Annotated in this window: 21 protein-coding genes; 9 read left to right on the forward strand and 12 right to left on the reverse strand. The window is 71.6% G+C overall.

What is annotated here, in order from left to right; all coding sequences use genetic code 11:
• Positions 1 to 264 precede the first annotated feature (264 nt).
• The 3 genes from ispF to AB0E88_RS35180 all read right to left on the reverse strand — a co-directional run bounded on the left by ispF (position 265) and on the right by AB0E88_RS35180 (position 2350).
• A complete protein-coding gene (ispF, locus tag AB0E88_RS35170) occupies positions 265 to 765 on the reverse strand; it encodes a 2-C-methyl-D-erythritol 2,4-cyclodiphosphate synthase (protein WP_361639114.1) in 501 nt (166 codons plus the stop codon).
• Positions 755 to 1507: a 2-C-methyl-D-erythritol 4-phosphate cytidylyltransferase gene (ispD, locus tag AB0E88_RS35175; protein ID WP_361639117.1), complete on the reverse strand. Its 753-nt coding sequence runs from the start codon at positions 1505 to 1507 to the stop codon at positions 755 to 757. The genes ispF and ispD overlap by 11 nt, the downstream gene beginning before the upstream one ends.
• 360 nt (positions 1508 to 1867) lie before the next feature.
• Positions 1868 to 2350 (reverse strand): CarD family transcriptional regulator, encoded by a 483-nt coding sequence (locus tag AB0E88_RS35180; RefSeq protein ID WP_003953493.1) that lies wholly within the window; start codon positions 2348 to 2350, stop codon positions 1868 to 1870.
• Positions 2351 to 3113: 763 nt separating this feature from the next.
• Between AB0E88_RS35180 and AB0E88_RS35185 the strand changes: the two genes are divergently transcribed.
• The gene (locus AB0E88_RS35185) at positions 3114 to 3770 is read left to right on the forward strand and encodes a DUF461 domain-containing protein (RefSeq protein WP_361639118.1); all 657 of its coding nucleotides are present in this window, start codon (positions 3114 to 3116) and stop codon (positions 3768 to 3770) included.
• Positions 3771 to 3883: 113 nt separating this feature from the next.
• Here the strand turns inward: AB0E88_RS35185 and AB0E88_RS35190 are convergent, their stop codons facing one another.
• Positions 3884 to 4564: a response regulator transcription factor gene (locus tag AB0E88_RS35190; protein ID WP_030734890.1), complete on the reverse strand. Its 681-nt coding sequence runs from the start codon at positions 4562 to 4564 to the stop codon at positions 3884 to 3886.
• Positions 4561 to 5859 (reverse strand): ATP-binding protein, encoded by a 1299-nt coding sequence (locus AB0E88_RS35195; protein ID WP_361639121.1) that lies wholly within the window; start codon positions 5857 to 5859, stop codon positions 4561 to 4563. The genes AB0E88_RS35190 and AB0E88_RS35195 overlap by 4 nt, the downstream gene beginning before the upstream one ends.
• Before the next feature lie 200 nt (positions 5860 to 6059).
• Here AB0E88_RS35195 and phoU point away from each other — a divergent pair, with 200 nt between their 5' ends.
• The 3 genes from phoU (at position 6060) to AB0E88_RS35210 (ending at position 7428) form a co-directional block, all read left to right on the forward strand.
• Complete coding sequence (gene phoU, locus AB0E88_RS35200) at positions 6060 to 6749, forward strand: phosphate signaling complex protein PhoU (RefSeq protein ID WP_361639124.1); 690 nt, start codon at positions 6060 to 6062, stop codon at positions 6747 to 6749.
• Positions 6750 to 6862: 113 nt separating this feature from the next.
• Entirely contained in the window at positions 6863 to 7027 is a 165-nt protein-coding gene (locus AB0E88_RS35205) for a hypothetical protein (protein ID WP_361639127.1), read from the forward strand.
• A gap of 152 nt (positions 7028 to 7179) precedes the next feature.
• Positions 7180 to 7428 (forward strand): SCO4226 family nickel-binding protein, encoded by a 249-nt coding sequence (locus AB0E88_RS35210; RefSeq protein WP_361639129.1) that lies wholly within the window; start codon positions 7180 to 7182, stop codon positions 7426 to 7428.
• Between the two features lie 71 nt (positions 7429 to 7499).
• On the opposite strand, the gene AB0E88_RS35215 is transcribed toward AB0E88_RS35210, so the two are convergent.
• The 3 genes from AB0E88_RS35215 to AB0E88_RS35225 form a co-directional block, all read right to left on the reverse strand.
• On the reverse strand, positions 7500 to 7820 hold the full coding sequence (locus AB0E88_RS35215) for a GYD domain-containing protein (RefSeq protein ID WP_361639132.1): 321 nt from the start codon (positions 7818 to 7820) through the stop codon (positions 7500 to 7502).
• A 152-nt stretch (positions 7821 to 7972) separates the two neighbouring features.
• A complete protein-coding gene (locus tag AB0E88_RS35220) occupies positions 7973 to 8134 on the reverse strand; it encodes a hypothetical protein (RefSeq protein WP_361639135.1) in 162 nt (53 codons plus the stop codon).
• Between the two features lie 81 nt (positions 8135 to 8215).
• A complete protein-coding gene (locus AB0E88_RS35225; RefSeq protein ID WP_361639138.1) occupies positions 8216 to 8437 on the reverse strand; it encodes a hypothetical protein in 222 nt (73 codons plus the stop codon).
• A 251-nt stretch (positions 8438 to 8688) separates the two neighbouring features.
• On the opposite strand from AB0E88_RS35225, the gene AB0E88_RS35230 reads away from it, so the two are divergent.
• On the forward strand, positions 8689 to 8985 hold the full coding sequence (locus AB0E88_RS35230; RefSeq protein WP_361639141.1) for a ribosomal protein L7/L12: 297 nt from the start codon (positions 8689 to 8691) through the stop codon (positions 8983 to 8985).
• Between the two features lie 80 nt (positions 8986 to 9065).
• On the opposite strand, the gene AB0E88_RS35235 is transcribed toward AB0E88_RS35230, so the two are convergent.
• Complete coding sequence (locus tag AB0E88_RS35235) at positions 9066 to 9827, reverse strand: phosphoglyceromutase (protein ID WP_361639144.1); 762 nt, start codon at positions 9825 to 9827, stop codon at positions 9066 to 9068.
• 154 nt (positions 9828 to 9981) lie between these two features.
• Here AB0E88_RS35235 and AB0E88_RS35240 point away from each other — a divergent pair, with 154 nt between their 5' ends.
• Positions 9982 to 11256 (forward strand): MFS transporter, encoded by a 1275-nt coding sequence (locus AB0E88_RS35240; RefSeq protein ID WP_361639147.1) that lies wholly within the window; start codon positions 9982 to 9984, stop codon positions 11254 to 11256.
• On the opposite strand, the gene AB0E88_RS35245 is transcribed toward AB0E88_RS35240, so the two are convergent.
• Positions 11231 to 11743, reverse strand: a complete 513-nt coding sequence (locus AB0E88_RS35245) for a DUF2000 domain-containing protein (RefSeq protein ID WP_361639149.1) — start codon at positions 11741 to 11743, stop codon at positions 11231 to 11233. The genes AB0E88_RS35240 and AB0E88_RS35245 overlap by 26 nt on opposite strands.
• A 50-nt stretch (positions 11744 to 11793) precedes the next feature.
• Between AB0E88_RS35245 and AB0E88_RS35250 the strand changes: the two genes are divergently transcribed.
• The 3 genes from AB0E88_RS35250 (at position 11794) to AB0E88_RS35260 (ending at position 13920) form a co-directional block, all read left to right on the forward strand.
• On the forward strand, positions 11794 to 12594 hold the full coding sequence (locus tag AB0E88_RS35250) for an AraC family transcriptional regulator (protein WP_361639152.1): 801 nt from the start codon (positions 11794 to 11796) through the stop codon (positions 12592 to 12594).
• Between the two features lie 28 nt (positions 12595 to 12622).
• Entirely contained in the window at positions 12623 to 13279 is a 657-nt protein-coding gene (locus AB0E88_RS35255) for a class I SAM-dependent methyltransferase (protein WP_361639155.1), read from the forward strand.
• Between the two features lie 62 nt (positions 13280 to 13341).
• On the forward strand, positions 13342 to 13920 hold the full coding sequence (locus AB0E88_RS35260) for a hypothetical protein (RefSeq protein ID WP_361639158.1): 579 nt from the start codon (positions 13342 to 13344) through the stop codon (positions 13918 to 13920).
• A gap of 1 nt (position 13921) precedes the next feature.
• On the opposite strand, the gene AB0E88_RS35265 is transcribed toward AB0E88_RS35260, so the two are convergent.
• Together AB0E88_RS35265 and mshA are read right to left on the reverse strand one after the other, a co-directional pair.
• Positions 13922 to 14440: a YbjN domain-containing protein gene (locus tag AB0E88_RS35265; RefSeq protein ID WP_361639160.1), complete on the reverse strand. Its 519-nt coding sequence runs from the start codon at positions 14438 to 14440 to the stop codon at positions 13922 to 13924.
• Entirely contained in the window at positions 14433 to 15770 is a 1338-nt protein-coding gene (gene mshA, locus AB0E88_RS35270; RefSeq protein ID WP_361639162.1) for a D-inositol-3-phosphate glycosyltransferase, read from the reverse strand. Before mshA ends, AB0E88_RS35265 begins: the two co-directional genes overlap by 8 nt.
• Positions 15771 to 16211 lie beyond the last annotated feature (441 nt).

Genomic DNA, 16211 nt, shown 5'->3' on the forward strand with positions numbered 1-16211 from the left:
CCGGCACCGGCACAGGGCGCCGTATCGAGTGACGGGCGGCCGGACCGAGGACGGACACCCCCCCCACCCCGGCCCCGACCCACCACGCACCGTTGGCGCGACACCAGCCCACCACGCACCGCAACGGGCCGCCGCAGGCACCAAAGGGGCGCGGGGAACGGCGCGACCAGCCCCCACGCACCCGCACAGGCGCCGCAGGCAACGGCGACCAGCCACAACGCACCCGCAGACGACAACGCACCCAGCGCCGCAGGCACCGGCGACCTACGCGCCCCGGACCACCAGCGCCGTGGCCACGGCCATGAGCCCCTCGCCCCGCCCGGGAAACCCCAGCCCGTCCGTCGTCGCCCCGGACACCGACACCTCCGCCCCCACCACCGACGACAGCAGCTCCTCCGCCTCACCGCGCCGCTTGCCGATCTTCGGCCGCGCCCCGATCACCTGCACCGCGACGTTCCCGATGACGAACCCCGCCTCGCGTACGATCCGGGCGGCCTCCGCCAGCAGCGTCACCCCCGACGCCCCCGCCCACTCCGGCCGCCCGGTCCCGAAGTGCTGACCGAGGTCCCCGAGCCCCGCCGCGGAGAACAACGCGTTGCACGCCGCGTGGGCGACGACGTCCGCGTCGGAGTGCCCGGCGAGCCCGGGCCCCTCCCCTTCCCACTTCAATCCCGCGCACCACAGCTCACGCCCTTCCTCGAAGGCGTGGATGTCGGTACCGATCCCGACCCGCGGAAGCACGGGCACGGTCCCCTCAGAACCCATCGTTCAGCCTCCGCCGCGCGAGAACCGCCTCCGCCAGCACCAGGTCCAGCGGCCGCGTCACCTTGAACGCCTCCTCGTGCCCCGGCACGACCACCACCCGCTCCCCGAGCTGCTCGACCATGCTCGCGTCGTCGGTCACCTCACCGGTCACGCTCTCGTGTGCCCGCACCAGCGTCGCCCGGTCGAACCCCTGCGGTGTCTGCACGGCCCGCAGCCGCGCCCGCGACGGCGTGGCCAGCACCGGCTCGGGCTCGCCCTCCACCGCCGCCGGCTCCACTTCCTTCACGGTGTCCGCGAGCGGCACCGCGGGAACCACGGCCACCGCACCCCCGCGGACCGCCTCGATCACCGCGTCCACCGTGTCGACGGGCACCAGCGGCCGCGCCGCGTCGTGGACCAGCACGATGTCGTACTCACCGGGCAGTGCGTCCAGCCCGAGCTTCACGGACTCCTGCCGCGTCTCCCCGCCCGGCACCACGAGGAAGTCCGTCCGGTCGGGGAGCGCGTGCGCGTCGAGCAGGCTCTTGACCTCGCCGGCGCCGTCCGGCGGGGCCACGACCACGACGAGGGAGACGGACCGCGACGCCGCCATGGCGCGCACCGCGTGCACCAGCATCGGCGTGCCGCTCAGCGCGCGCAGCGCTTTGGGGGCGCCGGGCCCCAGGCGTACGCCGCGACCTGCGGCCGGGATCACCACGGCCGTACGCGGCTCGGGGGCTGAGGGACGCGAAACGTCAGACATCGGTTCCTGTCAGGTTTGTGTGCTCGGCCCCGGTGGGTATGGCCTCACCGTGCCGGGCGCGCGACGCTCTGACCGGACCCTTCCGTGACCCTGGTCGAGCCGGCGGGCCGACCCCGGCACATCGGTATCGGGGGTTTTCCCCCGGACAGGACGACGGCTCGAGTACGACAGCTCGGCAGGACGACAGCAGGACCGCAGCGACGTCACGTGCGCGGATATGGAACGTACGAGACGTAGCGTACGCAGCGACGGGCGTACGCGGCGACGGAAACGAACATGCCGCAGCGCCCGGCGACACAGTCAGGTCATCGGGCACCGCGGCATTTCACACCGTGCTGAACTGAGGCGGACGGGGCCGCGTCAGGACGCGAGAACCTCGTCGAGGAGGGCCTCGGCCTTGTCCTCGTTCGTGTTCTCCGCGAGGGCGAGCTCGCTCACCAGGATCTGCCGCGCCTTGGCGAGCATGCGCTTCTCACCTGCGGAGAGTCCACGCTCGCGCTCACGACGCCACAGGTCACGCACGACTTCCGCGACCTTGATGACATCGCCGGAGGCGAGCTTCTCCAGATTTGCCTTGTAACGACGGGACCAGTTCGTGGGCTCCTCGGCGTACGGAGCGCGCAGCACCTCGAAGACCCGGTCCAGCCCGTCCTGACCGACCACATCACGCACGCCGACGAACTCCGCATTGTCCGCTGGCACACGTACCGTCAGGTCACCCTGGGCGACCTTCAGCACCAAGTAGGTCTTGTCCACGCCTTTGATCTGGCGAGTTTCGATAGCCTCGATCAGCGCGGCCCCGTGATGGGGATAGACCACGGTGTCGCCAACCTTGAACGTCATGTGACAGGTACCCCTTCCGTGGCTATCCAGGGTAACACGGATACGGCGTCTTCTGAATGGCGTTTTCGCAGGTCAGGGCATATCTCGGGGCTTGACAACAGCGACGGGAACGTGCTGCGACGGGCGAGCGGAGGCAGGTATTCGCAGGTGGGAGCCGCTTCCCGGGGCACACGAAACGCGCCCGTCACAACCTCCGGGAGGCTCCTCCACGGGGTCGAACATCCCCAAATGTCTGGTTCCGTGTGTGCGACTTGCGCTACTCCGTTCGGCCCACCGGAGGCGCTTACGCGCCGAATCCGGAATTGATCACGGCACACCCGGAAGGCACCGGGAAGCGATCCGGAAGGAAGCAGGAAGGGCGCGGGAAGGGAGCGGGAAGGCAGGGGCGAAGGGAGAGGGGAAGGAAGCGGGAAGGCCGCCGGAAGGGCACCGGCTCTTCCCGGCGTGATCAATTTCGGCGACGGCCGTGCATTCTTCACGGAATATTCGCCTACGGCATCGCGAAGACCTGCGGCGACTTATGTGAATGGCGTACGAAGCCAGTGATCCATGTGACTGGTGAGTCAGAAGTGACTCAGGGCGACCTGTGAGGGAGGGGGCCGTGACGGGGTCCTCCCCGTACCGCCTGCCGAGCGATCCGGCGGCTCCGGGGAGGGTCGGGTGCGGCGGCGCGGGAACGGCTCGATAACCTAAGCGCGCTGACTGACCCTTAGGGCGGCTTTACAAGGAAAGCTGCCCCTGCGTTCAAGGAGTTGCCGCCGCCGTGAGCAGCAGCCTTCGACGCGGCGCCCTCGCCGCCTCCGTCACCGCCCTCTCGATCGCCTCGCTGGCCGCCTGCGGCTCCGGGAACAACGCCCAGACCCTGCAGATCAAGCCCGACAACGCCGCCACGAGCGTCGGGAACATCAAGATCCAGAACGCGCTCGTCATCACCCAGCCCGACCGCGAGTCCACGGGACCGGCCGCTGTCTCCGCCACCCTGTACAACTCGGGCACGACCGCCGAGACCCTGGAGACCATCAAGGTCGAGGGCGTCGCCCAGCCGGCCGACCTCAAGCCCGCCACGGGCAACGGCAAGGTGATCGTCCCCGCCGGCGGGTCCGTCGTCATCGGCGGCAAGGGCAACGCCGCGGCCACCCTGCACGGCAGCCGGGAGGCGACGCAGGACGGCAGCGTCCAGAACATCACCTTCACGTTCAGCAAGGCCGGGGACGTCACTCTGAGCGGCTACATCGTGCCGGCCAAGAGCTACTTCTCCGAGTGGGGCCCGAGCGAGGTCCCGAGCGCTCCGGCGCAGAGCCCCTCGCAGAAGCCGTCCGGCTCCCCGTCGGGTTCCACCTCGCCGAAGGCGTCCCAGACGCCCTCCGGCACCCCCTCCGACCAGGCGTCCGCGAGCACCTCGCCGTCGGCCGGCCACTGAGCCGTCGCCGTACCGGCGTACCGGCGTACCGGCAGAGTCGCTAGCGCGCCGAAGGGCGGCACCCCGCACGGGGTGCCGCCCTTCGCCGTGGACGGAGATCCGGCGACCGCGGTTTACGGCTCGAACTTGTAGCCGAGGCCCCGCACCGTCACCAGGTAGCGCGGCGCGCCCGGGTCCGGCTCGATCTTGGCGCGCAGCCGCTTGACGTGGACGTCGAGGGTCTTGGTGTCGCCCACGTAGTCGGCGCCCCAGACCCGGTCGATGAGCTGCATACGGGTCAGCACGCGGCCCGCGTTGCGCAGCAGCATCTCCAGCAGGTCGAACTCCTTCAGCGGCAGGTCGACCTTGGAGCCGCCGACGGTGACCACGTGCCGGTCGACGTCCATGCGGACCGGTCCGGCCTCCAGCGCGGCCGGCGCGACCTCCTCCGGCTCGCCGCGACGGCGCAGCACCGCCCGGATGCGGGCGACCAGCTCCCGCGAGGAGAAGGGCTTGGTCACGTAGTCGTCGGCCCCTATTTCCAGGCCGACGACCTTGTCGATCTCGCTGTCCTTGGCGGTCACCATGATCACCGGGACGTTGGAGCGGCCGCGCAGCTGCCGGCACACCTCCGTACCGGGCAGACCCGGCAGCATCAGGTCGAGGAGCACGAGGTCGGCGCCGTTGCGCTCGAACTCGTCGAGTCCGTCGGGGCCGGTGGCCGCCACGGCCACCTCGAAGCCCTCCTTGCGGAGCATGTACGACAGGGCGTCGGAGAAGGACTCCTCGTCCTCGACGACGAGCACACGGGTCACGGAAGGACCTCCGGGGCGGAAAGCGTTTCGTACGCGGATGAGTCGGGGGTGTGGGACGAGCCGCGCGAGGGCTCGGTGGACCGGCCGGCCCCGTCGGGGGCGTCCTCGCCTTCGAGGTCGGGGTGCTGGTGGGCGCGGTCCCGGCCCGCACCAGCCTCCGGCAGTCGCAGGGTGAAGGTGGAGCCCTGTCCCTCGGCGCTCCACACCGTGACCTCCCCGCCGTGCGAGGCGGCCACGTGTTTGACGATGGCCAGGCCCAGGCCGGTGCCTCCGGTGGCACGGGAGCGGGCCGGGTCGACGCGGTAGAAGCGCTCGAAGATGCGCTCCTTGTCCTTGTCGGAGATGCCGATGCCCTGGTCGGTCACGGCGATCTCGATCATGTCACCGCCGGGTGCGGTGAGCCGCCGGGCGGCGATGCCCACGCGGGTGCGGGCCGGGGAGTAGTTGACGGCGTTCTCGACGAGGTTGCCGAGGGCGGCGGCGAGCTGCCCGCGGTTGCCCCAGACGGCCAGGTCCGCCGTACCGCCCGCCGCCATGGTGATCTGCTTGGTGCCCGCCTGGTGGCGGCAGCGGTCGATGGCCTCGGCGACGAGTTCGTCGACCCGCACCGGTTCGGCGTCCTCCAGCGGGTCGTCGTTCTGCACCCGGGAGAGGTCGATGAGTTCCTGGACCAGGTTGGTCAGCCGGGTCGCCTCGATCTGCATGCGCCCGGCGAACCGCTGCACGGCCTCCGGGTCGTCGGAGGCGTCCATGACGGCCTCGGACAGCAGGGAGAGCGCGCCGACCGGCGTCTTCAGCTCATGGCTCACGTTCGCCACGAAGTCCCGCCGGACCGCCTCGATGCGCCGGGCCTCGGTGAGGTCCTCGACGAGCAGCAGCACCAGGCGCGACCCGAGCGGGGCGACCCGAGCGGAGACGGCGAGCGCCTCCCCGCGTCCGGTGCCCCTCCTGGGCAGGTCGAGCTCGACCTGTCGTATCTCCCCGTCCCTGCGGGTGTCGCGGGCCATCTGGAGCATCGGCTCCACGGAGAGCCGGCCGCCGCGCACCAGCCCGAGGGCGTACGCGGCGGAGCTGGCCTTGACCACGGCGTCCGCCTCGTCGAGGACGACGGCGGAGGAGCGGAGTACGGACAGGACGGTGTCGACGCCGGGCGGGAGCACGGCCTCGGTGTGCAGAGAGGTACGAGTGGGGCGCTTCTGCTCCCGCTCGCTCCAGCGGAACGCCAGCATGGCGATCACACCGGTGAGCACCCCGGCGATCGCAGCCGCTGCGGCGACCGCCGCGTTCACGTCCATGCCACCAGGTTAGGCATGGGATCCGACATGCCCACAGCCGTCCGGGTGTCAGCTCGAACACTCGTCGCCCAGAGTTCACCTTGGGGCCAGGATTGGTTCATTTGGGGTCGCGGAACCGGACGCACAAGGGCCGGAACGTGGGAGCGTGGGGTCGGGAGCCCTGCCCGGAACCCCGGACGACACGCACGAGAGGGAACCTGATGCGGGACGCGTACCACGAGGAACTGGACTCGATCGGCGACGGTCTGGTGGAGATGGCCCGGCTGGTCGGGTCGGCGATCGGGCGCGCCACGACCGCCATCCTGGACGCCGATCTGAAGCTGGCCGAGAGCGTCATCGAGGCCGACCAGAAGGTCGACGAACTGCAGCACGACCTGGAGGCGCGAGCCATAGCGCTGCTCGCGCGGCAGCAGCCGGTGGCCACGGATCTGCGGATCGTGGTCACCTCGCTGCGCATGAGCGCCGACCTGGAGCGCTCCGGCGACCTGGCCCAGCACGTGGCCAAGCTCGCCCGGCTGCGTTTCCCGGCGCGCGCGGTGCCGCAGGACATCCACGCCACGATCCTGGAGATGGGCCAGCTCGCGCAGCGCCTGATGGCGAAGGCGGCCGAGGTGATCATCACCAAGGACGTCGACCTGGCGCTCCAGCTGGAGCAGGACGACGACGCGATGGACCTGCTGCACCGCACGCTCTTCCAGCACCTGATCGACGACCGCTGGAAGCACGGCATCGAGACGGCCGTCGACGTCACCCTGCTGGGCCGCTACTACGAGCGCTACGCCGACCACGCGGTCGCCGTCGCCAAGCGGGTGGTGTACCTGGTCACGGGCGAGCACGCGGACGAGCTGCAGGCGGACATCCAGTCGGTGCCGGGGGCGGAGAGCGCCTGAGGCGGTGCTCGCGGGGGCGCGCAGCGAACCGCGCGCGCTCGTATGCGCCGTTGATGCGCCCGACGGACCGGGCATGCAATGGGCACAGGCACGAGCCTCGTCGAGGAGGAACCATGGCCGATTCCCCCAGCACGCCCGGTACGACGTCCGAGCCCGCTCAGGACCGCCCGACCGAGCAGCCCGCGCAGATCAGGAACCTGACCCTGATCGCTGCCTGCGGCTGCGGCTCGGGCTGCGGGTGCGGCTGCCAGTCGGGCAACCCGTGCCAGTGCGGCTGACCCACTGACGCGCCACCGAGGACCCCGGCCGCCGATCCGGCGCCGCCGGGGCCTTCGGCGTGCGCGGCCGGGACCTTCGGCGTGCGCCGCCGGGGGCGCGGGCGGAGCATGAGGGGGAGAAAACGCACCCGCGGCAGAAGGAGGTGCGGACCATGCCGGAGTTCATGGACATCCACCACGGCATGACGGGCATCACGGCGGACCAGCTGATGGAGGCGCACCAGGCCGACCTCGCCATCGAAGGGGAGGAGAACGTCCACTTCAAGAAGGCGTGGGCGGACCCGAAGTCCGGTGAGGTCTACTGCCTCTCGGAGGCCCCGTCGGCCGAAGCGGTCCAGCGGGTCCACGAACGCGCAGGTCACAAGGCGGACGAGGTGCACGAGGTGCCGCTGTCGGTCTGAGCCGGTACCGCACGCGGTCCCGGCCGCACCGCTGTCATGGTGCCTTCCGGTGGCCTCAGGCGCGTGGCTTCCTACGCCCCTGGGGCGCGGAAGGCGACCTGCCGGCGGCTCGCCTGGTCGATCTCCTCGACCGTGAGGAGCGGAGTGGCACGGGTCGTCAGCGCCCCGCTGGCCTTGACGGCGAGGCTGATGGCGGCCATGGAGACCGGGTCGGGGAGGTCGATGACGCACACGAGGTCGTCCTCCCCGAAGGCGAAGTACAAGAGCTCGACCGTCCCGCCCAGTTCGGCGACGACCCGGTCGACCGCGGCACGACGGCCGCTCCCCCCTTCTCTGAGGAGCCCCTTCGTGCCCTCGGGCGTGTAACTGGCCTGGATGAGGAACTTCGGCATGGGGACGCTCCCGGCCCGTGGCTGATCCGATACCTCAAGGACCTTCCCGCGCGGGCCTCCGCCCCCACACCCGGCGCGCCCGGATTCACTCGTTGGCGCCGTGCGCGGCAGCCGCCGGGTCCGGCGACGACGCGCAGTGGACGGCGCCGCGGTCAGCCGCGCCCGCGCCGCCCGGGTTCCGGGACGGTCTCCGGTGCGTCGTCGAACGCGAAGGTGTCGTCCTCCCCGAAGTCCGGGGCCTGGAAGGGGTTCGTCACGGGGGGCGGCGATGCCGCGCCGGAGGACTGGGTGTGCCCGTCCGGGGCGGAGAACATCTGTGTCACTTCGATGGGAGGACTCTCTTTCGTCACAGGTCCCTCAGGGAGCCTGGTGTGCCGTGACCGGGCACAGCGGTCCTACAACTTGGTCATCTTGGCGTACGGGCTCAAGATCCGCATCTGCGCCGTGCCGAAATCCACGAGCGCCGCGATCCCGTCCTCGATGCCGACCACCCGGCCGAGGCCGTACACGTCGTGGGTGACCTGGTCGCCCAGGTCGAAGTACTTGGGTGCCGGCGCGACCGGCGCTTTGAAAGGACTGGTCGGCAGGTGACGCTTGGGTGCAGCAGGCTTCGTCATGGTTCAGTATGAGCCCACGCACAGGCCCTCCGCTGTGGCCACCGGCACAATCCCGCCCCCACCGCACTCTCCCACCCCGCTGACCTGCTGCTTCGCAACCACACGCAGCCGAAACTCGTACCCCGACCGACCCGATCTGCCGTGCATGCGCACCAGGACGCACTGCCGTCCGGCCGGTAGGGCACCCGAAAAGCCGTGGCCGGCGTTTTCGAGGGCGCGTACGCTCCCGTTCGCCGAGGCAGGGGAGCGAGATGTCCGACGAAGAATCCACCGAGTACTACACGCTGCTCTGCGACGACCCGTCCCACGAGGTGGTGCTCCTCGACTGCGGGCCCCGCGAGATGGATGTGACCCGAGCCGTGCGCAAGGTGACCGGGCTGAGCTTGTGGCACAGCCGGGTCCTGGCGCGCCGAGCGCCCGTCACCCTCCTTGGGTGTCTGTCTGCGTACAGGGCCCAGTCCGCTGTCGCTTCGCTCCAAAGTGCCGGAGCCAGAGCGGAGTGGAGACAGGAGCCGGAGCCCGGAGAGCGCACGGCCCCATCGCCCTGACGGCCCAGAGACGGCCCAGGGCAAGAGAAAAGCCCCCTCCCGGCGGAGAAACCGCAGGTAGGGGGCCTGTTCGTGGGCGCTTACTTCTTCTTGCCCTGGTTCTTCACGGCCTCGATTGCCGCTGCGGCTGCCTCGGGGTCGAGGTACTTGCCGCCCGGGGTGACCGGGTGGAAGTCGGCGTCGAGCTCGTAGTAGAGGGGGATGCCCGTCGGGATGTTCAGGCCGGCGATGTCGGCGTCCGAGATGCCGTCCAGGTGCTTGACCAGGGCGCGCAGGGAGTTGCCGTGGGCGGCGACCAGGACCGTGCGGCCGGTCAGGAGGTCGGGGACGATCGCGTCGTACCAGTACGGGAGCATCCGGATGACGACGTCCTTGAGGCACTCCGTGTCCGGGCGCAGCTCCGGCGGGATCGTCGCGTAGCGGGCGTCGTGCGCCTGGGAGAACTCCGAGTCCTCCGACAGCGGCGGCGGCGGGGTGTCGTAGGAGCGGCGCCACAGCATGAACTGCTCCTCGCCGAACTCGGCGAGGGTCTGCGCCTTGTCCTTGCCCTGCAGGGCGCCGTAGTGGCGCTCGTTCAGGCGCCAGGAGCGGTGGACCGGGATCCAGTGGCGGTCCGCGGACTCCAGGGCGAGCTGGGCGGTGCGGATGGCGCGCTTCTGGAGGGAGGTGTGGACGACGTCGGGGAGCAGGCCGGCGTCCTTGAGCAGCTCGCCGCCGCGCGTCGCCTCCTTCTCGCCCTTCGCGGTCAGGTTGACGTCCACCCAGCCGGTGAACAGGTTCTTCTCGTTCCACTCGCTCTCGCCGTGGCGGAGGAGGATCAGCTTGTACGGTGCGTCGGCCATAAGGATGAGCGTAATCGAAGGCTCCGGGCCGGTGCCGTGGGCGCTCGCAGCGCGGACGGTTGACGGGGTTTGTTAATCGAGTGGTTTCCCCGGCCTCGACTTTGTAAGTTGCGGATACCTGTTGCGCCGCTTACATCCCACGGGGGGATCCGCCATGCCGTCCGCCGCACTGTCCGACCTCAGACGTGCCGCCCGGGAGTCCGTCGCCGGGCTGCCCCGCGCCTTCTGGTGGCTGTGGACCAGCACCCTCGTCAACCGGCTCGGCGCCTTCGTGGCCACCTTCATGGCCCTCTACCTCACCCTCGACCGCGGCTACTCCGCCTCCTACGCGGGCCTCGTCGCCTCCCTGCACGGGCTGGGCGGCGTCGTCTCCTCACTCGCGGGCGGGGTCATGGCCGACCGGCTCGGGCGGCGGCCCACCCTGCTCCTCGCGCAGACCGCCACGGCCGCCTCCGTCGCCCTGCTCGGCTTCATGACCGACCCGGTCGCCATCGCCGCCGTCGCCTTCCTCGTCGGGATGGCCTCCAACGCCTCCCGGCCCGCGGTGCAGGCGATGATGGCCGACATCGTGCGGCCCGAGGACCGGGTGCGGGCGTTCTCCCTGAACTACTGGGCGATCAACCTCGGCTTCGCCGTCTCCTCCATGGCCGCCGGCTTCATCGCCGAGGTCAGCTACCGGGCCGGCTTCCTCATCGAGGCCGGGATGACGCTGGTGTGCGCGATCGTCGTCTTCCTAAAGCTGCCCGAGTCGCGGCCCGTCCAGAGCGCCGACGGGCCGAAGGCCCCGGACGTCGGTCTCGGCACCGTCCTGCGCGACGGGCGGTTCATGGGGGTCGTCGGCCTGTCCTTCCTCGTCGCGCTGATCTTCCAGCAGGGCTCGGTGGGACTGCCCGTCGCCATGGGCACGGCCGGCTTCACGCCCGCCGACTACGGGCTCGCCATCGCCGTCAACGGCATCCTCATCGTCGTCCTCCAGATCCCCGTCACCCGGTTCATCGAGCACCGCGACCCGCGGCGGCTGCTCGTCGTCTCGTCCCTGCTCGCCGGGTACGGCTTCGGGCTCACCGCCTTCGCCGGGTCGGTCGGCGTCTTCGCGCTCACGGTCTGCGTGTGGACCCTCGCCGAGATCGTCAACGCGCCGACGCAGACCGGTCTCGTCGTGGCGCTGTCGCCGGTGCACGGGCGCGGGCGCTACCAGGGCATGTACACCCTGTCGTGGTCCGTGGCCGCCCTGGTCGCGCCGCTGATGTCGGGTGCGGTCATCGACCGGTACGGGGCGCAGTGGCTGTGGGGGCTCACCGCGGTCGTCGGGACGGTGGCGGGCGCCGGGTACGCCGTGCTGATGCGGCGCCTGCCCCGGGAGGAGCCGGAGCCCGTGCCGGCGCCCGTCGTCGAGGCCGGCGTCACGGATGCATCCGCGCGCCCTTGAGCACCTTGTCCACCGCGTTGCGCGGCCCGTACACCGCCAGCCCCACCAGGTCCAGGTCGGCCGCCGGCACCGCCCGCACCGCCGCCCGGTTGTCGCGGTCGTTGCCGGTGGTGAACAGGTCCGCCGTGAAGACGGCCCGGGGCAGCGCACGGGAGAGCACGCGCGCGTGGGCCGCCGTCAGCGTCTCCTTCGTGCCCGCGAAGACCAGCACCGGCTGGCGGAACATCGGCAGGTAGCCCGTCCCGTCGGCGTCCTCGTACGGCTCCCCGATCACCTCGGGGAACTGTGTGCCGAGGCCGCTGACGAGGAAGGCGGTGACGTTCAGGCGCTGCCAGGTCTCCAGGTCCTCGCGCAGCAGCACGGCGATCTTGGTGTCGAAGCGGACATCGGAGCGGATGGCGGAGTGGATGCCGGCGCGGGTGTCGGAGTGGATGTCGGCGCGGGTGTCGGAGTGGATGTCGGAGGGGATCGGATCGGCGTCGTTCATGGGCATGAGACTCGCCGACGCCGTACGGCCCGGTCTTGTACGTTCTTTGCATGGCCGCGCAGCGTGAGGTGTCCGCGTGGCGGCCCCGCGTTCCCGGGGTCGTCGAGGTCTTCCACGCCCACTTCACCGAGTACGCCTACCCGATGCACGTCCACGCCGCGTGGACGCTGCTCATCGTCGACGACGGCGCCGTGCGCTACGACATCGAGCGGCACGAGCACGGCACCCTGCGCGACACGGTGTCCCTGCTGCCGCCGCACGTCGCGCACAACGGGGCCCCCGCCACCGCGGACGGCTTCCGCAAACGGGTCCTCTACCTCGACTCCTCGCGGCTCGGCGAGGACCTGATCGGGGCCGCCGCGGACTCGCCCGACCTGCGTGATCCGCTGCTGCGGCGGCGAGTGGGACAGGTGCACGCGGCGCTCGCCCGGCCCGGCGAGGAACTGGAGGCGGAGAGCCGGCTGACCCTCGTCGCCGAGCGGCTGCGCACCCATCTGCGGCCCCGCCTCGCGACCGAGGCGCGTCGCCCCGATCCGGTGCTCGCCCGCAGGCTGCGCGAACTGCTCGACGCGCGCGTGCCCGAGGGCATCACCCTGGAGGAGGCGGCACGTGTGGTGCAGGCCCATCCCGCGCACCTGGTGCGGGCGTTCAGCCGGGCCTACGGCATCGCGCCGCACCAGTACCTGACGTCGCGGCGGGTGGAGCGGGCCCGGCGGCTGCTGCTGGAGGGGCAGCCGGCGAGCGCGGTCGCGGCCACCACCGGGTTCTACGACCAGGCCCATCTCACCCGTCATTTCCGGAAGTTGGTGGGAGTGACGCCGGGTAAATACGCCATTTTGCGCCATGGTTGAAAGCCGCACCCTTCCGTAGTCTGCGCTCATGGACTGGCATGCGTGGCACGACGCGTACGACGTTCCCGACTCCTATCTCGGCCGCCGTCTCGCCCTCGTCCAGGAGCGGGTCCGGCACGCGCTGGACACCGCGCCGCCGGGTCCGCTCACGGCGGTCAGCCTGTGCGCCGGGCAGGGGCGGGACCTGATCGGCGTACTGGCCCGGCACCCCCGGCGCGACGACGTGCGGGCGCGGCTGGTGGAACTGGACGAACGCAACGCGCTCTTCGCGCGTGCGGCGGCCGCGGCCGCCGGTCTGGACGGGGTCGACGTGGTGTGCGGGGACGCCGCGCTCACCGACCACTACACCGCCTACGCGCCGGCCGACCTGGTCCTGCTGTGCGGGGTGCTCGGCAATCTCACCGACACCGACATCGAGCGCACCCTCGACCACTGCACGCAGCTCTGCCGCGAGGGCGGCACGGTGGTGTGGACGCGGACCCGGCACCACGACACGCATGTGTGCAGCTGGCTGGAGAAGCGGGGCTTCGAGCCGGTCTGGGTCTCGGGCCCGGAGATCCCGTACGGCGTCGGTGAGCACCGCTTCGCCGGCGAGCCCGGGGTGTTACCGCCGGGGCAGCGAATGTTCACCTTCGTCGGCTACCACGTCCTGCACGGCAACCTCTTTCCCAGTGGCGGGAGTTGACGGGTCGACGAGAAGAGGCGGAAGCACCCCGTCCGGACGTGTGTTCGGATAGCGTTCCGGCCATGGACGACACACAGGACACCCGCACATCCACCACACCCTCCACGCCCCGCTCCCTGCGCGCCCGTCGGGTCACGACCGCCGTCGCGGGGGCGGCGGCCCTGGTCACGCTCGCCGTGGGCGCCGCCCTCGCGGCCGACGGCGACGGCGGCTCGACCCCGCCCACCGCGTCGTACAGCACTCCCGCCGACACCTCCGGGGGTGACAGCGGCGGGTCCGTCGGCGTCACCTCCGGCGGGGGCGACGAAGGTTCAGTGAGCGGGTCCGGCGGCGTCGACGGCGGTGGGTCCGACGGCGGCGTCGATTCCGGTGGGACCAGTGGCAGCGGCGGGGTGAGCGTCGGCGGCGGGGACGGCGACCCGAGCCCGACGACACCGCCCGACCCGACGACCCCGCCGGACACCACCCCGCCCAGCCCGGACCCGTCCGCCCCCGTCGACCTGGACGAGCTGAACCGCAAGATCGACGAACTGAACCACAAGGTCGATCAGTTGCCGACGAAGAAGGACCTGGCCGACGCGCTGCGCGCGCTCGCCGACGAGCTCGACAAGCCGAAGCCCAAGCCCGAGAAGAGCAGGTAGGTCACTCCGGCCGCTGCGTGAGGTGGGCGAACGCCTCCAGGTTGCGGGTCGACTCCCCGCGGGAGACCCGCCAGGCGTACTCCTTGCGGATCGCCGAGGCGAAACCCAGCTCCAGCAGGGTGTTGAACGCCCCGTCGGCCGCCTCCAGGACCTGTCCCAGGAGGCGGTCGATCTCGTCGGGGGTCACGCAGGCCAGCGGCAGCCGCCCGGTGACGTACACGTCGCCGTGGCCGTCGACGGCGTAACCGACGCCGTACAGCTTGAGGTTGCGCTCCAGCAGCCAGCGGTGGACGCCGGCCTCGTTCTCGTCGGGGTGGCGGACGACGAAGGCGTTCAGGGACAGGGAGTGGCGGCCGACGATCAGCGAGACCGTCGTGGACAGCTTGTGGGTGCCGGGCAGCTTGACGACGAAGTGGCCCGGTTCCGGACTCTCCCACTCCAGCTCGGCGTCCTTCAGGGCGTCCTCGATGACCTGCGCCGCCGCGTCGTGTGCCTCAGCCGCCTTGTGTGCATCACCCATGGTGCGAGCGTACGCGACGGCGATGGGCCTGCAGGGCGGCCGTGTACACGTCGGCGGTGGCCGCGGCGGAGGTGTCCCAGCCGAAGGACAGGGCGTGCCGGGCCGCGGCCCCGCCGAGGCGCGCGGTGAGGTCCTGGTCGTCGGCGAAGCGTTCCAGCACGCGCGCGTACGCCTTCGGGTCGTGCCCCTGCACCAGGAAGCCGGTCTCGCCGTCCCGTACCGCCACCGGCAGGCCGCCGACGGACGCGGCGAGCACCGGGGTGCCCGTGGCCTGTGCCTCTATGGCCACCAGGCCGAAGGACTCGCTGTAGGAGGGGACGACGAGGACGGACGCCGCCCGGAACCAGTCGGCGAGCTGCTCCTGGCCGACGGGCGGACGGAACCGTACGACGTCGGCGACGCCGAGGCGCGCGGCGAGCTTCTGCAGCCCCTCCGGCTTGGCGAGTCCGCTGCCGCTGGGGCCGCCGACGACGGGCACCAGGATCCGGGAGCGCAGCTCGGGACGCTCGTCGAGGAGGGCGGCGACCGCGCGCAACAGGATGTCGGGGGCCTTCAGGGGCTGGATCCGGCCCGCGAAGAGCGGGATCAGGGCGTCCTGGGGCAGGCCGAGGCGGGCGCGGGCGGCGGCCCGGCCGTCGGCGGGGCGGAAGCGGCCGAGGTTGACGCCGGGGTGGACGACGGCGACCTTGCCGGGGTCGGCGGCGTAGTGGTGGACCAGCTCGTCGGCCTCCTCGGCGGTGTTGGCGATGAGCCGGTCGGCGGCGGCGACGATCTGGGTCTCGCCGATCACGCGGGCGGCGGGCTCGGGGGTGTCGCCGTCGGCGAGGTTGGCGTTCTTGACCTTGGCCATGGTGTGCATGGCGTGCACCAGGGGGACGCCCCAGCGCTGGGCGGCGAGCCAGCCGACGTGGCCGGAGAGCCAGTAGTGGGAGTGGACGAGGTCGTAGTAGCCGGGGCGGTGGCCGGCCCAGGCCTGCATGACGCCGTGCGTGAAGGCGCACAGCTGGGCGGGCAGGTCCTCCTTGGCGAGGCCCTCGTAGGGGCCGGCGTCGACGTGCCGCACGAGGACGCCGGGGGCGAGCTGCACGGTGGGGTCGAGGCCGCCGGAGGTGGCCCTCGTGAAGATCTCGACCTCGATGTTGATCGCGGCGAGGCGCTGCGCGAGCTCGACGATGTAGACGTTCATGCCGCCGGCGTCGCCCGTGCCGGGCTGGTGCAGCGGGGAGGTGTGCACGGAGAGCATGGCCACGCGGCGGGGCCTGCGGTGCAGTCTGAGCCGTGCGGGGGTGGACGGGGAGCGACGCCCGAGCCTGCTGACGTAGTGGCTCACGTGGCGATCCTCCTTGCTGCGGGCACGGTTCTCCGACAGGGGGAACATCGGGGGGCGGGTTCCCATTCCTGGGCGGGGGAAATTGCTTGGGGGGTGTGGGGGGGTGGCTGGGGGTGCCTGCGGCGCCTGGTTGTCGGTCGGGTGCGGGGTGCGTTGTGGCTGGTCGCCGCTGCCTGCGGCGGCCTGTGCGGGTGCGTTGTGGCTGGTCGCCGCTGCCTGCGGCGGCCTGTGCGGGTTCGTTGTGGCTGGTCGCGCCGTTCCCCGCGCCCCTTTTGTGCCTGCGGCGGCCCGTGCGGGTGCGTGGTCGGTTGCTGTCTCGCCTGCGGTGCGTTGTGGGTCGGGGCCGGGGCGGGGGGTGTCCGTCCTCGGTCCGGCCGGCCGTTCCCCGGTACGGCGCCCTGTGCCGGTGCCGGACGCTGCGGGCGGACACCCCCCACCCCG

The organism is Streptomyces sp. NPDC028635, assembly GCF_040637635.1.
Taxonomy (GTDB): Bacteria; Actinomycetota; Actinomycetes; order Streptomycetales; family Streptomycetaceae; genus Streptomyces.

Excerpts from the sequence above, each read along its gene's own strand:
- AB0E88_RS35255 (WP_361639155.1), top strand. The coding sequence starts at position 12,623 with ATGGACTGGCATGCGTGGCACGACGCGTACGACGTTCCCGACTCCTAT.
- AB0E88_RS35265 (WP_361639160.1), bottom strand. The coding sequence starts at position 14,440 with ATGGGTGATGCACACAAGGCGGCTGAGGCACACGACGCGGCGGCGCAG.
- AB0E88_RS35260 (WP_361639158.1), top strand. The coding sequence starts at position 13,342 with ATGGACGACACACAGGACACCCGCACATCCACCACACCCTCCACGCCC.
- ispF (WP_361639114.1), bottom strand. The coding sequence starts at position 765 with ATGGGTTCTGAGGGGACCGTGCCCGTGCTTCCGCGGGTCGGGATCGGT.
- AB0E88_RS35235 (WP_361639144.1), bottom strand. The coding sequence starts at position 9,827 with ATGGCCGACGCACCGTACAAGCTGATCCTCCTCCGCCACGGCGAGAGC.
- ispD (WP_361639117.1), bottom strand. The coding sequence starts at position 1,507 with ATGTCTGACGTTTCGCGTCCCTCAGCCCCCGAGCCGCGTACGGCCGTG.
- AB0E88_RS35220 (WP_361639135.1), bottom strand. The coding sequence starts at position 8,134 with ATGTTCTCCGCCCCGGACGGGCACACCCAGTCCTCCGGCGCGGCATCG.
- AB0E88_RS35180 (WP_003953493.1), bottom strand. The coding sequence starts at position 2,350 with ATGACGTTCAAGGTTGGCGACACCGTGGTCTATCCCCATCACGGGGCC.
- AB0E88_RS35230 (WP_361639141.1), top strand. The coding sequence starts at position 8,689 with ATGTCCGACGAAGAATCCACCGAGTACTACACGCTGCTCTGCGACGAC.
- AB0E88_RS35210 (WP_361639129.1), top strand. The coding sequence starts at position 7,180 with ATGCCGGAGTTCATGGACATCCACCACGGCATGACGGGCATCACGGCG.
- AB0E88_RS35240 (WP_361639147.1), top strand. The coding sequence starts at position 9,982 with ATGCCGTCCGCCGCACTGTCCGACCTCAGACGTGCCGCCCGGGAGTCC.
- phoU (WP_361639124.1), top strand. The coding sequence starts at position 6,060 with ATGCGGGACGCGTACCACGAGGAACTGGACTCGATCGGCGACGGTCTG.
- AB0E88_RS35250 (WP_361639152.1), top strand. The coding sequence starts at position 11,794 with ATGGCCGCGCAGCGTGAGGTGTCCGCGTGGCGGCCCCGCGTTCCCGGG.
- AB0E88_RS35245 (WP_361639149.1), bottom strand. The coding sequence starts at position 11,743 with ATGAACGACGCCGATCCGATCCCCTCCGACATCCACTCCGACACCCGC.
- AB0E88_RS35225 (WP_361639138.1), bottom strand. The coding sequence starts at position 8,437 with ATGACGAAGCCTGCTGCACCCAAGCGTCACCTGCCGACCAGTCCTTTC.
- AB0E88_RS35215 (WP_361639132.1), bottom strand. The coding sequence starts at position 7,820 with ATGCCGAAGTTCCTCATCCAGGCCAGTTACACGCCCGAGGGCACGAAG.
- AB0E88_RS35195 (WP_361639121.1), bottom strand. The coding sequence starts at position 5,859 with ATGGACGTGAACGCGGCGGTCGCCGCAGCGGCTGCGATCGCCGGGGTG.
- AB0E88_RS35205 (WP_361639127.1), top strand. The coding sequence starts at position 6,863 with ATGGCCGATTCCCCCAGCACGCCCGGTACGACGTCCGAGCCCGCTCAG.